This is a genomic window from Cellulomonas cellasea (assembly GCF_006538745.1).
GTDB lineage: Bacteria > Actinomycetota > Actinomycetes > Actinomycetales > Cellulomonadaceae > Cellulomonas_A > Cellulomonas_A cellasea.
This window is the reverse complement of the sequence record NZ_BJLR01000035.1, coordinates 43,281-58,169: the sequence shown is the minus strand read 5'-3', so window position 1 is coordinate 58,169 and position 14,889 is coordinate 43,281. Positions and strand designations below refer to the sequence as shown.

At 75.8% G+C, this 14,889-nt stretch carries 8 protein-coding genes; 6 read left to right on the top strand and 2 right to left on the bottom strand.

Features of this window, described 5'->3' with window-relative positions:
• Positions 1-5 precede the first annotated feature (5 nt).
• The 4 genes from CCE01nite_RS18125 (at position 6) to CCE01nite_RS18110 (ending at position 8,282) form a co-directional block, all read left to right on the top strand.
• On the top strand, positions 6-1,178 hold the full coding sequence (locus CCE01nite_RS18125; protein WP_052104350.1) for a DUF1972 domain-containing protein: 1,173 nt from the start codon (positions 6-8) through the stop codon (positions 1,176-1,178).
• On the top strand, positions 1,175-1,882 hold the full coding sequence (locus tag CCE01nite_RS18120) for a hypothetical protein (RefSeq protein ID WP_052104346.1): 708 nt from the start codon (positions 1,175-1,177) through the stop codon (positions 1,880-1,882). Before CCE01nite_RS18125 ends, CCE01nite_RS18120 begins: the two co-directional genes overlap by 4 nt.
• A 131-nt stretch (positions 1,883-2,013) precedes the next feature.
• On the top strand, positions 2,014-6,198 hold the full coding sequence (locus CCE01nite_RS18115) for a LamG-like jellyroll fold domain-containing protein (protein ID WP_034633251.1): 4,185 nt from the start codon (positions 2,014-2,016) through the stop codon (positions 6,196-6,198).
• A gap of 17 nt (positions 6,199-6,215) precedes the next feature.
• Positions 6,216-8,282 (top strand): glycosyltransferase family 2 protein, encoded by a 2,067-nt coding sequence (locus CCE01nite_RS18110; protein ID WP_141372781.1) that lies wholly within the window; start codon positions 6,216-6,218, stop codon positions 8,280-8,282.
• 91 nt (positions 8,283-8,373) lie between these two features.
• Here CCE01nite_RS18110 and CCE01nite_RS18105 read toward each other — a convergent pair whose 3' ends face one another.
• A complete protein-coding gene (locus tag CCE01nite_RS18105; RefSeq protein WP_141372780.1) occupies positions 8,374-9,759 on the bottom strand; it encodes an O-antigen ligase family protein in 1,386 nt (461 codons plus the stop codon).
• 208 nt (positions 9,760-9,967) lie between these two features.
• On the opposite strand from CCE01nite_RS18105, the gene CCE01nite_RS18100 reads away from it, so the two are divergent.
• Positions 9,968-10,774 carry a polyprenol monophosphomannose synthase gene (locus tag CCE01nite_RS18100; RefSeq protein WP_141372779.1) on the top strand — a complete coding sequence of 269 codons (807 nt, stop codon included), beginning with the start codon at positions 9,968-9,970 and terminating at the stop codon, positions 10,772-10,774.
• Positions 10,771-12,288 carry a glycosyltransferase family 39 protein gene (locus CCE01nite_RS18095; RefSeq protein ID WP_141372778.1) on the top strand — a complete coding sequence of 506 codons (1,518 nt, stop codon included), beginning with the start codon at positions 10,771-10,773 and terminating at the stop codon, positions 12,286-12,288. Before CCE01nite_RS18100 ends, CCE01nite_RS18095 begins: the two co-directional genes overlap by 4 nt.
• Positions 12,289-12,470: 182 nt before the next feature.
• On the opposite strand, the gene CCE01nite_RS18090 is transcribed toward CCE01nite_RS18095, so the two are convergent.
• Positions 12,471-14,675, bottom strand: coding sequence for a polysaccharide biosynthesis tyrosine autokinase (locus CCE01nite_RS18090; protein WP_170223987.1), 2,205 nt, complete (start codon positions 14,673-14,675; stop codon positions 12,471-12,473).
• Between the last annotated feature and the right edge of the window lie 214 nt (positions 14,676-14,889).

Here is a 14,889-nt window from a genome sequence, read left to right as displayed (position 1 = left end):
GCAGCATGCGCATCGCGCTCGTCGGGACGCGCGGGGTCCCCGCCCGTTACGGCGGCTTCGAGACGGCGGTGGACGAGGTCGGTCGCCGCCTCGCCGCGCGCGGCCACGACGTCACCGTGTACTGCCGGTCGACCGGGGAGGACGCCCCCCGCACCTACGCCGGCATGCGCCTCGTGCACCTGCCCGCGGTCCGCACGCGCTCGCTCGAGACGCTCTCGCACACCGGCCTGTCGGTGCTGCACCTCGCCGCGCACCGGGTCGACGCCGCGATCGTGTTCAACGCCGCGAACTCCCCGTGGCTGCCCGTCGTGCGCGCCGCCCGGATCCCCGTCGCGACGCACGTGGACGGGCTCGAGTGGAAGCGCGCGAAGTGGGGCCCGAACGGGCGCCGGTACTACCGCGCCGCCGAGAGCCTCTCGGTGCGCTGGTCCGACGCCCTGATCGCCGACGCGGAGGGCATCGCGCAGTACTACCGCGACGCGTTCGCCGTCGACACCACGCTCCTGACCTACGGCGCCCCGCGCCTCGACGGTCTCGGCACCGGGCGTCTGGTCGAGCTGGGCGTCGAGGCCGACGGCTACCACCTCGTGGTCGCGCGCTTCGAGCCCGAGAACCACGTCGACCTCATCGTCGACGGCTACCGCCGCAGCGGCGCGAGGCTGCCGCTCGTCGTGGTCGGCGGCGCCCCGTACTCCGACGCGTACACCGCGCGGGTCCGCGAGCTCGCCGACGAGCGCGTGCACCTCCTGGGCCCGGTGTGGGACCAGGACCAGCTCGACGAGCTGTACGCGCACGCCCGCACCTACCTGCACGGACACTCCGTCGGCGGCACCAACCCGTCGCTGCTGCGGGCGATCGGCGCCGGGACCGCGGTCACGGCGTTCGACGTGAGCTTCAACCGCGAGGTCCTCGGTGCCGACGGGCGCTTCTTCGCGGACGCGGACGGCGTGGCCGTCGCCGTCGAGGAGGCGGAGTCCGACCCCGCGGCGACCGCGGACCGGGCGGCAGGCCTGCGCGTGCGCGCCGAGGCCTACGACTGGGACCGCGTCGCCGACGGCTACGAGCAGCTGTGCCGTGACCTGCACGCGCGCCGCGTCCCCGGCCCGCGCCGCTCCCGGCGGAGGCCCGTCGACGGCCCCGCGACCGCTTCTCCCGCCGACTCGGAGGCTCTGCGATGAGCGAGACGTCCACCCCCGCCGGCCCCTGGGCGCGGCTCGGTCCGCGCGCCCGGGTCGCGGTGCTCGCGCTCGCTGCCGCCGTCGTCCTCGCGCTCGTCGTGTGGGGCCTCGCGCGGACGGGGGGCGGGGGACCGGACGGTGCGTCCGGGGCCACGTCGCCGACCCCGACGTCCTCCCCGAGCGCCTCGCCGGACCCGTCGCAGTCGCCGCTCGTCGCGGGCGCCACGACGGACGGCGCGGAGCCGGAGGCCGCACCGCAGGAGGCCGCACCCGTCACCGCCCCGCCGCCCGCAGCGGCACCGGCGTCCGGGACCGTGGCCGCGGCGGTCGGCGCGGCCGCCGAGGTCGCGCCGCAGGTGACCGTCACGGTCGACGCGCTCGAGCGGATCCAGGGCGACGGCGAGGGCCCCGGCCAGGTCGACGGCCCGGCGGTCCGGTTCACGGTCCGGGTGGGCAACGCCTCCGCGGGTGAGCTCTCCCTCGTCGGCGCCGTCGTGAACGCGTACTTCGGTGCCGGGCAGACCCCGGGGGTGCAGCTCAACGGCTCCGGCTCGGCCGCGCTGCCGAGCACCGTCGCCGCCGGCGCCGAGGCCACCGGGACGTACGTGTTCCTGCTCCCCGCGGACGCCACGACGACCCGCGTCGAGGTCTACTCCGTGCCCGGCGCCGCCGTGCTCGACGCGACCGCCGCGACGCCGTCCTGACCACCCGTTCGCCGCGTACTTTCACCCGGCGGACCACCCGAGTTGTCCGGTTCGCGCGGATATCCTCGGAAACGGTCCTCGTGACCACCACCCCATTCCTGCTTCGCCATTCCGTGGTAATCGAGGACCCCATGCGTCAGCACATTCACACCGGCCGCAGGCTCGCCGCCGGCCTCACCTCCGTGGTGCTGGCCGCGGGAGCGCTCGCGGTCGCCGCGCAGCCCGCTGCCGCGGACACGGCACCGGTCGACCCGGCGCTGCCGCAGACGGTCGCCGCGGACTCGCTGCCCACCGTGCAGATCGACGGCGTGGTGTGGGACCAGGAGATCGTCGGCAACCGCGTCTACGTCGCGGGCAACTTCACGACCGCGCGCCCCGCGGGCGCCGCGCCCGGGACGAGCACCACGCCGCGCGCGAACCTGCTGGCGTACGACCTGACGACGGGCGCGCTCATCACGAGCTTCGCGCCGACGCTGAACGCGCAGGCGCGCAGCCTGTCCGTCTCGCCCGACGGGTCGCGCCTCTACGTCGGCGGCGAGTTCACGCAGGTCAGCGGCGTCACGCGGTACCGCGTCGCCGCGTTCAACCCGACGACCGGTGCGCTGCTGCCCTTCGCGCCCATCATCAACGGCTCGGTCGCGACGGTCGAGGCGACCGACGGGTCGGTGTACGTCGGCGGGATCTTCTCCCAGATCGGCAGCGCGTCCCGGGTCCGCGTGGCGCAGATCGACGCCGCGACCTCGCAGGCCACCGCGTTCACCGCGACGCCGGACGACGGCCAGGTCTCCGCGATCGCGATCTCGCCGGACCGGTCGACCGTGGTCATCGGCGGCAGCTTCACCTCCCTCGGTGGGTCCAGCACCCCGGGGTACGGCCTCGCCCGGCTCGACGCGAGCACCGGCGCGACGCTGCCCCTCGCGGTCAACGGCCTCATCCGCAACGCGGGCGAGAACTCGTCGATCTACAGCCTGTACGGCGACGCGCGCGGCTTCTACGGCACGGGCTACACCTACGGCAGCGGCGGGAACCTCGAGGGGGCGTTCTCCGCGACGTGGGGCGGCGACCTGCGCTGGGTCGAGGACTGCCACGGCGACACGTACGACGTCTACACGAGCGGCGACGTGACGTACACCGTCGGCCACCCGCACTACTGCGCGACCGTCGAGGGCGGGTACCCGCAGACCGAGCCGTGGACCGCCTACTACGCGAACGCGTACACGAACTTCGCGACGGGCCCGCTCGGCCGCAACATCTACAGCAGCTACTACCAGTTCGAGGGCAACCCCGGCCCGACCCTGCTCACGTACTTCCCGACGTTCCTGGCGGGCAGCTTCACGGGCGCGAGCCAGGCGACCTGGACGGTCACCGGCAACGGCGACTACGTCGTGTACGGCGGGGAGTTCACGCACGTGAACAACGTGCGCCAGCAGGGTCTCGTGCGCATGGCCACCAAGACGATCGCGCCGAACAAGCAGGGGCCGCGCCTGTCGGGCCCCGACTTCCCGCTCGCGGCCACGTCGCTCGAGGCCGGCGAGGTCCGTCTCGCGTGGAAGGGCAACTGGGACCGGGACAACGAGACGCTGACGTACCGCGTGCACCGCGGGACCAACGCGACGGTCCTGCACGAGCAGACGGTGACCGCGAAGTTCTGGAACCTGCCGCAGCTCGGCTTCGTCGACACGAGCGCCGCGCCGGGGAGCACGCAGCAGTACCGCGTCTCCGCACGTGACGCGTTCGGGAACACCGTCTACTCCGACTGGGTCCCGGTCACGGTGGCGAGCGACGGCGCCCTCAGCGCGTACGCCCAGGAGGTCCTCGACGACGGTGCCCGCTCGTTCTGGCGCCTCGGCGAGGCGTCGGGCCCGACCGTGCGCGACTGGGCCGGCTACGACACCGCGCTCGCGCTCGACGGCGTGACGCGGGGCACCGCGGGTGCCGTCGCGGGAGACGCGGACACCGCGTCGACGTTCGACGGCACCGACAACGGCCGCGTCGCGACGCAGCGGACCCAGATGGGACGGGACGAGCTCACCGTCGAAGCCTGGTTCCGGACCACGACCCGGCTCGGCGGCAAGATCGTCGGCTTCGGCAACCGGAGCACGGGCAACAGCACGCGCCACGACCGGAACATCTACATGAACACGTCGGGCCAGGTGCTCTTCGGGGCGTTCCCCGGCACGCAGCGCACGCTGCAGTCGCCCACGGCCCTCAACGACGGCGAGTGGCACCACGTCACGGGCACGCTCGGCCCGCTCGGGATGTCGCTGTACGTGGACGGCAAGCGCGTCGCGAGCCGCGCCGACACCGTCAGCGCGACGGCCTTCGACGGGTACTGGCGGATCGGCGGGGACGCGACGTGGTCCGGCGGCCGCAACTTCACCGGGTCGATCGACGACGTGGCGGTCTACGACCGTCCGCTCACCGCGGCCGAGGTCGACCGGCACTACGTCCTCTCGGGCCGGACGTCGGCCCTGCCCGCGGTCCCGGCCGACGCGTACGGCAAGGCGGTCCACGGCGACGCGCCCGACCTGTTCTGGCGCCTCGGCGAGGCGTCGGGCACCACGGCCGCCGACTCCGGCACGCGCAACATCACGGGTGCGTACCGCAACGGCGTCGTGCTCGGGCAGCCCTCGGGGGTCGTCGGCACGACGAACACCTCGGCGCGGTTCGACGGCGTCAACGACACGATCGGCAGCAACGTGCAGTTCGTCAGCCCGACGGACTTCACGCAGGAGCTGTGGTTCAGCACGACCTCGACCACGGGCGGCAAGCTCGTCGGGTTCGGCAGCGCCTCGAGCGGCCTGTCCGCGAGCTACGACCGCCACGTCTACCTCGACGCGGCCGGCAAGCTGAACTTCGGGGTCTTCCCGGGCACCCAGGTGGTCCTGACCTCCGCGGCCTCCTACAACGACGGCGGGTGGCACCACCTCGTGGCGTCGCAGTCCGCTGCCGGTATGCGCCTGTACGTCGACGGCGTGCTCGTCGGCTCCAACGCCGAGGCGGGTGCGCAGACGTACAACGGCTACTGGCGCGTCGGCGGCGACAGCTCGTGGAACGGCACGCCGGCCTACCTCGCGGCGCGCGTCGACGAGGTCGCGGTCTACGGCCGGGCGCTGACGGACGACGAGGTGCGCGAGCACTTCACGCTCGGCAGCGGCACCGCGCCGGCCAACGCGCTCCCGCTGCCCGCCTTCACCGCGGCGCCGGGCGAGCGCACGGTCACGGTCGACGGGTCGGCCTCGTCCGACCCGGACGGCACGGTGGCGAGCCACACGTGGGACTTCGGTGACGGCGGTACGGCGACCGGCGCGACGGCGACCCACCCGTACGCCGCGGGCGGCGTCTACACCGTGACGCTCACGGTGACCGACGACCGGGGTGACAGCGCGTCGACGAGCCAGCAGGTCACGGTCACCGACCCGCCGCCGAACGTGGCGCCCGTCGCCTCGTTCACGACGGCGACGAGCGACCTCACGGTCTCGGTGAACGGCTCCGCGTCGTCCGACCCGGACGGCACGATCGCCTCCTACGCGTGGACGTTCGGCGACGGCGGCACCGCGACGGGTGCGACGGCGACGCACGCCTACGCGGCGGCCGGGACCTACCCGGTCACGCTGCGGGTCACGGACGACGACGGCGCGACGCACGAGCGCACCGCCGACGTCACCGTCACCGACCCGCCCGTGGTCGTCGACCTGGCGCGCGACCTGTTCGACCGCACGGTGACGAACGGCTGGGGCGCCGCCACGACGGGCGGCACGTGGACCCCGACGACCGCGGCGAGCGGGTTCTCGGTCGCCGCGGGCACCGGGACCCAGCGCCTGGCCGCCCCGGGCAGCACGACGACCACCTACCTGAACGGGGTCTCCTCGACGGACACCGAGCTCACGGTCAAGGTCGTCCCCGGCCACGAGCCCACGGGCGGCGGGTACTACGTCTCCGTCCTCGGGCGGCGCGTGGACGCGGCGAACGACTACCGCGCCCTCATCCGCCTGCTGCCCGGCAAGGTCACGCTCCAGCTCCAGCGGAACGGGACCAACCTGGCCGCCGGGGACGTGACCGGGGTGACCTCGGTCGCCGGTCAGGCGCTCGCGGTGCGGCTCCAGGTCACGGGCACGGCGCCCACGACGGTCCGCGCCAAGGTGTGGGTCGACGGCACGCCCGAGCCGGCGGCGTGGCGGCTCACGGCGACGGACACGACCGCGGCCCTGCAGGTCCCGGGCTCCATCGGGCTCAGCACCTACCTCTCGGGCTCGGCGACGACGGTCCCGACGACGGTCGGGTACCGCGACCTGTGGGCCGGTCGGGCGCAGTGACGTCCGGTGCGCCTCGCGTGGTCGAGAGCGACGAGCAGCAGGACGGCCCGGGCCCGTCGGGGGAGGCCGCGGCGCTCTCGGTGACCGTGGCGGTCCTGACGTACCTGCGCCCCGACGACCTGCGCGAGGTGCTGCCGACGCTCGTCGCGCAGGCCGCCGGGCTCGGGCCGCGCGCCCGGGTGCTGGTCGTCGACAACGACCCGGCGGGCAGCGCCCGCGAGGTCGTCGAGGCGCTGGCGACGGGTGCGCGGTACGTGCACGAGCCGGAGCCCGGCATCGCGCACGCCCGCAACCGCGCGCTCGACGAGGCGGCGGGGGACGACCTCCTCGTCTTCGTGGACGACGACGAGCGCCCGTGCGACGGCTGGCTCCGGCTGCTCGTCGAGCAGTACCTCGTCGACCGGCCGGGTGCCGTGGTCGGGCCCGTCGTGTCGGAGTACGTCGTCGAGCCGGACCGGTGGGTGCGTGCCGGGCGGTTCTTCGACCGTCGCCGCCTCGCCACGGGGACCGAGGTGACGCTCGCCGCGACCAACAACCTGCTGCTCGACATGCACCAGGTCACCGCCGCCGGCCTGCGGTTCGACGCCCGCTTCGGGCTGACGGGCGGCAGCGACACCCTGTTCACGCACCAGGCGGTCGCGCGGGGCCTGCGGATGGTCTGGTGCGACGAGGCGGTCGTCACCGACGTCGTCCCGGCGAGCCGGGTCACGCGGTCGTGGGTGCTGCGACGCGCCTACCGCTCCGGCAACGGCTGGACCCGGGTCAGCGTCCTCGTCGCCGGGTCACCGGCGGCCCGGCTGCGCACCCGGGCGTCGATCCTCGCCCAGGGCAGCGTGCGCGTCGCCGCGGGCGCCGGGCAGACCGCCCTCGGGGTCGTCACCCGCTCCCTGGCGCACGAGGCGCGCGGGCGCCGGACGCTCGCCCGCGGGTCCGGGATGCTCGCCGGGCTCGTCGGGCACGTGTACGCCGAGTACGCGCGCCCGGGCACGCCCGCACCGGCGCAGCCCCTCGCGACGGGCGGGACCGTGCCCCGCACCGACGAGCCGTCGACCGGGAAGGTCACGGTCGCGATCGCGACGTTCCGCCGGCCGGCGACCCTCGCGCACGCCCTCGACCGGGTCGTCGAGCAGGCCGAGCGCCTCGGTCCCGACGTGCGCGTCCTCGTCGTCGACAACGACCCGGACGCGAGCGCCCGGGAGCTCGTGACCGGCACGTGGTCCGGGCGCGTGGACTACTGCCACGAGCCGCGGCCCGGCCTGGCCGCCGTGCGCAACCATGCCCTCGACGCCGGCGCGTCGAGCGACGCGGTCGTCTTCTTCGACGACGACGAGGTCCCCCGCGACGGCTGGCTCGAGCACCTGCTCGACGCGTGGCGCCGGTGGGGCTGCGCGGCCGTCGCCGGGCCGACCGTCCGCCGGCTCGCGGAGCCCGTCGACCCGTGGGTCCGCGCGAGCGGCTTCTTCGAGCTGCGCCCGCCGGGCCCGTCGGGGACCGTCGTCCCCGGTGCCGGGGCCGGCAACCTCCTGCTCGACCTGCGCGTGCTGCGCCGGCACGGGCTGCGCTTCGACGAGCGGTTCGGCGCGAGCGGGGGCGAGGACTCCATGCTGACCCGGGCGCTCGGCGCGCAGGGCGAGGTCGTGCGCTGGTGCGCCGAGGCGGTCGCCGAGGAGCCCGTCGCGGACGAGCGGGCGACGCGCGCCTGGGTGCTGCGCCGCGCCTACCGCACGGGCACGACCTGGAGCGCGGTGCTCCTGGCGCTGCGCGGGACGAGGGCGGCGCGGGCCCGGCAGCGGCTCGTGCTCGCCGCCCACGGTGCCGCGCTGCTCGTGCGCGGCGGGGTGCGGGCGGTGGGCGGCCTGCTCACCCGGTCGCTCGCGCGGCGCGCCCAGGGCGAGGTCCACGTCGCGAGCGGGTGGGGCGCGCTCGTGGGCGCCGCCGGCGTGACGTACGCGGAGTACGCGCGGGGCCGTGACGTGGGTGCCGGGGCGGCGCCCGCGACCGCGGAGCGCGCGGGTGGCCCGTCGGTCGCGGTGCCGGCGGGCGCGCACGACGCGTGCGTGCCGGCCGTGGTCGCCGGCTCCTAGGGCTCGGGAGCCCCGGCGGACGGTGTCGAACCGTCCGCCGGCCGGCCTGTGCCCCCCCGGGCGGGCGGTGCCGCGCCGGGCCGCGGGTCGCCTACGCCCGGCCGGGTGCGGCGAGCGCGTCGTCGGGCTGCGGCGGCGAGGCGTCCCGGCGCAGCATCGCGAGCGCCAGCACCGCGACGAACGTGGTCGTCGACCCGTTGAACGTGCCGAAGAACAGGTTCCACGCGGTCAGGAACGTCAGCCACACCGTCAGGCCGCTCGCGCGCTTGGCCGTGAGGGCCCCCGCGAGCGCCAGGACGACGAGCACGAGCATGGCGAGCGCGAACACCGCACCCACGATCCCGAACGCGGACCACAGGTCCCCGATCACGGAGTGCAGCCGGAACTGGGTGCCGAACATGAACCGCTCGACGTACCCGTTGTCGGGGTCGTAGCCGATGGTGCTCATGCCCGCCTTGGCGGTCGCGACGTCGCCCGGCGACGGCAGCGTGCCGGGGCCGAAGCCGAGCGGCCGCTCCTGCATCAGCGCCATCGTCGCGGCGAGCTCCGGACGGCCGCCCAGCAGCAGCGAGCCGGACGCGCGGATCTGCTCGAGGGTGCGCTGCTGCGCCGACTCGCCCAGGTGGCCGTCCAGGATGAGCGAGACGCCGAGGTTGTACATGGCGGCCACGACCGCGCCCATCACGGCGAGCACCTGGAGCCGTCGCCGCCACGACGACGCCTCGCCCTGCACGCGCGAGGGGACGGCCTGCCACAGCAGGAGCGTCGCCGCGACGAGGTAGATCGCGAAGGCGGAGCGGGAGTCCTGCGTCGCGGAGAACAGCGCGAGCACGACGAGCGCGCCGACGTCGACGATCCGCCGGCGCGACAGCCGCGCCGCCGAGAGCACGATGATCGACACGGGGACCGCGATCGCGAACTTCCAGGGGTTCACGCCCCACGTGACCGGGCGGGCGAGGGCGGCCGCGAGCGCACCCAGGCCGAGCCAGATGCCGACCCACGCGTCGGGCAGCAGCGTGCGGGCCCACACCACGACGCCGACCCCGCCGAGGAGCGAGGCCATCACGACCGACGTGCTCGTGGCCAGCCCCGAGCTGATCTCGTGGTCGGCCGCCGACCACACGGTCAGCCACGCGCCGTTCAGCAGCGCCAGCGCGCCGAGGCCCAGCATGACGCGGGCGCCGACGAAGCGGCGCAGCGCCGGCAGCCACACCGGGAGGAGCGCCACGGCGACGATCAGGCCGGGAACCACCTCCTGCACGACGCGCACGCGCATGCCGGTGAGGACGACTGCCACGACGGCGATCCAGCGGTTGAGCTGCACCGCCGGGTCGGTGACATCCCCGCGGACCAACGCGCGGGGGACGGCGGGCCGGGCGGAGGCGAGGGGTGCGCGCGCGTCCTGGACGGAGACGTCGAGGAGGTCGGACCCCGCCCGACCTCCCGGGTCCCCGCCGTGCCGGCGCGTGCTGCGCATGTCCCCCCTCGGTCGGTGCAGCACGATTGTCCCCCGTCGGCGCGCGTGGTGGGAGCCGCGCCGAGGGTGAGAGAACCGGACAAACCTCACCCGCCGGGAGGTGTCGAGCGGCTCCGCGCGGCGGCTAGGGTGACGATCGGGACGAGGTCCCCGCGGCCGGCACACGGGTCGCGCACCGCCGACGCGACGGGGAACGAGGGAGTCGACGATGCTGTCCGAGCCTGCCGAGGGGGAGGCGGGTGCGTCCGGCGCGCTCGCCGGGACCCCGCTCGTCGTCATACCGACCTACAACGAGAGCCTCAACGTCGAGAGCATCGTCGCGCGCGTGCGCACCGCCGTGCCCGACGCGCACGTGCTGGTCGTCGACGACGGCTCCCCGGACGGGACGGGCGACCTCGCGGACGCCCTGGCCGCCGCCGACCCCCAGGTCCACGTGCTGCACCGGACGAGCAAGGCCGGCCTCGGAGCGGCGTACCTCGCCGGGTTCGCCTGGGCGTTCGACCGCGGGTACGGCGTCGTCGTCGAGATGGACGCGGACGGGTCGCACCTGCCCGAGCAGCTGCCGTCCCTCCTCGCGGCCGTCGACGAGCGGCCCGCGGACCTCGTCATCGGCTCGCGCTGGGTCCGGGGCGGCTCGGTCGTGAACTGGCCGCTGCACCGGAAGCTGCTCTCACGCGGCGGCAGCATCTACGCGCGCGTGATGTGCGGGATCCCCGTGCGCGACGCCACGGCCGGCTACCGCGCGTACCGCGCCGACGCCCTGCGGCGCATCGTGGCGGACGGCATCGAGAGCCAGGGCTACTGCTTCCAGATCGACCTCGTGCGCCGTGCCCACCACGCGGGCATGCGCGTCGTCGAGGTGCCGGTCACCTTCGTCGAGCGAGAGCGCGGCGAGTCGAAGATGAGCCGGGACATCGTCGTCGAGGCGATGGGGCGCGTCACCCGCTGGGGCTTCGAGCGGGTCACCCGCCGCGCGCCCGCCCGTCCGACCGTGGCGGCCGGCGTCCCGCGATGACCACGCGGGTCCCGGAGGCCGAGCAGTCGACGCCGACGGGGACGACGAGCGCCGGTGCCGCGACGCGGTCCCGGTGGTTCGTGCCGGTCCTGGTCGGCCTCGGCGCGTCGGTGCTGGGGTTCCTCGGCTCGTGGGTGCCGTCCGGCTGGGGCGACGAGGCGGCGACCCTGTCCGCCGCGACCCGCAGCTGGGCCGGCCTCGGGCGCTTCCTCGAGAACATGGACGCGGTGCACGGCGTGTACTACGGCGTCCTGCACCTGTGGCTCGACGTGTGGGGGCCGTCGCTGCTCGCGGCGCGGGCCCTGAGCGCGCTCGGCGTCGGTGTGATGGCGGCCGGTGTCGTGGTGCTCGGGCGTGCGCTGGGCGGGCCGCGGCTCGGACTGCTCGCCGGCGTCGTCGTCGCGGTGCTGCCGCGCACCACGTGGCTCGCGACCGAGGCGCGCTCGGGGGCGCTCGTGGCGGCCGTCGCCGTGTGGGCGACCGTCCTCCTCGTGACGGCGCTCCGGCGCCGGGGCTGGGGCTGGTGGGGCGGCTACGCGGTGCTCGTCGGCTTCGGGGTGTCGCTGTGGGTGTTCCTCGGGCTGCTCGTCGTCGCGCACGGCGTGACCGTGCTCCTCGCGCGTCCCGGTCGCCGTGCGCTGACCGGGTTCGTGGTCGCCGCCGCGGGTGGGGGCGTGCTCGCCGCGCCGGTGCTCCTGCGCTCGGCGGCCCAGTCCGGCCAGGTCTCGTGGATCCCCGAGCTCGGGCTGCGGACGGTGCGCGGCGTCGTCGTCGACCAGGCGTTCGGCACGGACGGGCTGCTGTCCGTGCCGCTGGCCCTGGTCTGCTGGGCGGCGGTCGCCTGGGTGCTCGTGCGGACGGTCCGCGCCGGGCGTGGCGCCCCGGGGCTGTCCACCGTCGTCGTCGCGCTGCCCTGGCTCGTGCTCCCGACGCTCGGGGTGCTCGCGTACTCGCTGGTCTCGTTCCCGATGTACACCCCGAAGTACCTGGCCTTCTCGGTGCCCGCCCTCGCGCTGCTCGTGGGGGAGGCCCTGACGTCGCTGCGCACCCGCGCGCAGGTCGTGGCCGCGCTCGTGCTCGTCGCGCTGCTGGCCGTCCCGTCCTACGTCACCGAGCGCCGGACGGCGGGCAAGGACACCTCCGACTGGGCACCGGCGGTCCGGTTCCTCGCGGGGTCGGCGCGCGACGGCGACGCGGTCGTGTTCACCGAGATGTTCGGGGTGTCGTCGTCCGCGCGCGCGATCGCCGTCACGTACCCCGCGGCGTTCGCCGGTCTGGACGACCCGACCCGGCTGCCGACGGCCGACCCCGAGGGCGAGCTGTGGGACCGCAGCAGCACCGTCGAGGACGCGCGGGACGCGCTGCAGAGGGCCCCACGGGTGTGGCTCGTGGCGGACCGGGCGCTCGCCGAGGACGGTCCGGAGCGCGCGGCGCTCGAGGATCTCGGGTTCGTGGTGGCCGACGAGTGGCAGGGCGCGCACACCGCGGTCGTGCTGCTCGAGCGCGCGGGCTGACGGGCGCTTCCGGCGCGCGGCTCGCGACGGACCGGTCGGGGGGTCGGTGCGGCAGGCCGAGGTCGACGGTCCGCGCCCGGTCCGTGGCTGCTCGGGGCAGCCGTCCTCGGACCGACGTGGCCGCCGGCCGCGCAGGGCCGTCCGGCGGCGCGGAGCCGTCCGGCGGCGCCGGGGGCGCCGTCTCAGGTCTGGGCGGGGACCGTCGTCGCGGGGCCGTTCGGCTCGGTCACGGGCGCACCGGCGCCCGACGCGTCCGGGCCGTGTGCACGCCCGTCGCTGCGCGGCGGCTCGGCGGCGCGGGCGGTGAGCGGTGCGGCGAGCACGTCGGCGGGCGAGGCGGCCGGCCGGGCGGGCGCACCGCCGGGTCCCTGCCGGCTCGCCGCGGTGTCCGGCCCGAGCGGGACGGTGGACGGTCGCGTCGCCGGGGCGGCTGACGTGTCCCGACCTCGGGACTGCGGGCCGGGCGCGGCGTTCGGAGCGGGGCGCGGGGTGCCCGGAGCCTGCGCCACGGGGGCGGGTGCGGCCTGCGCCGGTGCGGGAGCCGCGGGCGCGGACTGCGGCGGTGCCTGAGCCGCGGGCGCGGTCTGCGCCGGAGCGGCGGGTGCGGCCGGTGCCGGTGCGGCGGGTCGCGGCGCGGTGCCCTGCCCCTCCGGCGCGCCCGGACGCTGCCCCGGCGCCGCGTCCGGCGCGGGCGCGGTGGCGACGGTCGGCAGGGCGCGCGTCGCGGGGGTCTCCTCGGCGTCGGCCTCCGTCGTGGCGGCGGACACCGGTGACCACTGGGCGGGCGGGCGCTCGCCGGAGGCGGGGTCCTCGATCCCGGCCAGCACCTCGGGCAGGCTCGGGCCCACGAACCGCGGACCCGTGGGCCCGGGCACGCCCGGCGTCGCGGCGGCGCCCGCGTGCTGCGGCGCGGCGACCGGGGCCGACGACGAGCGCCCGGACGCGCGACCGGGGGCGGCGTGGGTCGGCCGGGCCGTCTCGCCCGCGCCCCGCGCGCGCTGCGCACCGCGCCGGCCGCGGCCCGTCGGCCGGGTGTCGCCGCCCGGCACCGACCCGTACACGTAGGCCGCGCCGGACTCCTTGGACGAGATCTGGTTGAGCACGATGCCGAGCAGGCGTGCGGAGACGGTCTCGAGCGAGGACAGGGCCTCGGCGACCTGGTGCCGGTGCGCCTTGCGGCAGCCGACGACGAGCAGGGCGCCGTCCGTGAGCCGAGCGAGCACCGCCGCGTCCGTCACGGGGAGGAGGGGAGCGGAGTCGAGCAGCACGATGTCGTAGCGCAGCGCGGCCTCGCGCAGCAGCTCGGCCATCGCGTCGGAGTCGAGCAGCTCGCTCGGGTTCGGCGGGATCTGCCCGGAGGCCAGCACGTCGAGCGTGCCGTCGCCGAAGGGCTGGACCACCTCGTCGAGGCTCGCGTCGCCGATGAGCACCGTGGTCAGGCCGACCGCACCCTCGAGCCCGAGCATGCGGGCCACCGACGGCCGGCGCAGGTCCGCGTCGACCAGCAGGATCCGCGACGAGCCCTCGGCCATCGCCATCGCGAGGTTGATGGTCGTGACCGACTTGCCCTCGCCGGGCAGCGACGACGTCACGACGATCGTGCGACCGGAGCCGCGCAGGTTGAGGAACCGCAGGTTGGTGCGCAGCCGGCGGAACGCCTCCGCGCGGTCGCTCTGCGGGCGGTCGCGCACGACCAGGCGGTCCTCGGTGTCCCGCCGCTCCCACCGCACGACGCTCAGGACGGCGGCGTCGGTCACGCGGCGCAGGTCCCGCAGGCTGCGCACGCGCGTGTCGATGAGGCGCCGGCCGAGCAGGAACGCGACGCCGAGGGCGAGCCCGAGCGCCATGCCCGTCGCCGCGTCGAGCTTCGTGTTCGGGGAGAACGCGAACGCCGGCGGGGTCGCGGGGCCCGTCGTGGTGATCTGGATCGCGGGCCGGTCGGAGTCCCGGTCGCCCATGAGGGTCGCGACGGACTCCGGCAGCTGGTCCGCGATCCCGTTCGCGATCGCCGCGGCGCGCTCCGGCTCGGCGCTCACGACGGAGATCTCGAGGATGGACGTGTCGAGGGGGCTCTCGACGGTCACGGTCTTGGCGAGCGGGCCGGCGGTCGTGCCGAGGTCGAGGTCCTCGATGACCTCGTCGAGCACGACGGGCTGGACGGCGAGCCGGGCGAGGCTCGGGACGGTGTTCTGCACGTACGTCGAGCCCTGCACGTCCTCGTTGACCGTCGCGCCGGGCGGGACCGCGATGAACACGCTCGCCTTCGCGCGGTAGCTCGGGGGGACGGTCTGCGCGTACCCGTACCCGCCGACGAACCCGAGGACCGCCGCCAGGACGAGCAGCAGCCAGTTCCGCCGGAGGATCGACAGGTACTCGCTCGGTTCCATCGACCGTCCTTCGTCGGGGCCCCTGCGGCCGCTGGGGACGGGGCCCGCACCACGCCCCACGTCCCGGTGCATCGCCGGCTCGGGCCCGGGGCCCTGCCGACCGTTCCATCGTGACATAGCAGCAGGTCGGACCCGGCCACCGCCCACCCGGATGCTCGCCGCTGCGCGGGTGAATTACCTCCTGGTGTGTCGTCAATGCCCGTTTGCGTCGATA

What these genes read in the sequence shown, in the direction of transcription:
- CCE01nite_RS18115 (WP_034633251.1), top strand. Translation starts at nt 2,014, where the DNA reads ATGCGTCAGCACATTCACACCGGCCGCAGGCTCGCCGCCGGCCTCACC.
- CCE01nite_RS18125 (WP_052104350.1), top strand. Translation starts at nt 6, where the DNA reads ATGCGCATCGCGCTCGTCGGGACGCGCGGGGTCCCCGCCCGTTACGGC.
- CCE01nite_RS18105 (WP_141372780.1), bottom strand. Translation starts at nt 9,759, where the DNA reads ATGCGCAGCACGCGCCGGCACGGCGGGGACCCGGGAGGTCGGGCGGGG.
- CCE01nite_RS18120 (WP_052104346.1), top strand. Translation starts at nt 1,175, where the DNA reads ATGAGCGAGACGTCCACCCCCGCCGGCCCCTGGGCGCGGCTCGGTCCG.
- CCE01nite_RS18090 (WP_170223987.1), bottom strand. Translation starts at nt 14,675, where the DNA reads ATGGAACCGAGCGAGTACCTGTCGATCCTCCGGCGGAACTGGCTGCTG.
- CCE01nite_RS18100 (WP_141372779.1), top strand. Translation starts at nt 9,968, where the DNA reads ATGCTGTCCGAGCCTGCCGAGGGGGAGGCGGGTGCGTCCGGCGCGCTC.
- CCE01nite_RS18095 (WP_141372778.1), top strand. Translation starts at nt 10,771, where the DNA reads ATGACCACGCGGGTCCCGGAGGCCGAGCAGTCGACGCCGACGGGGACG.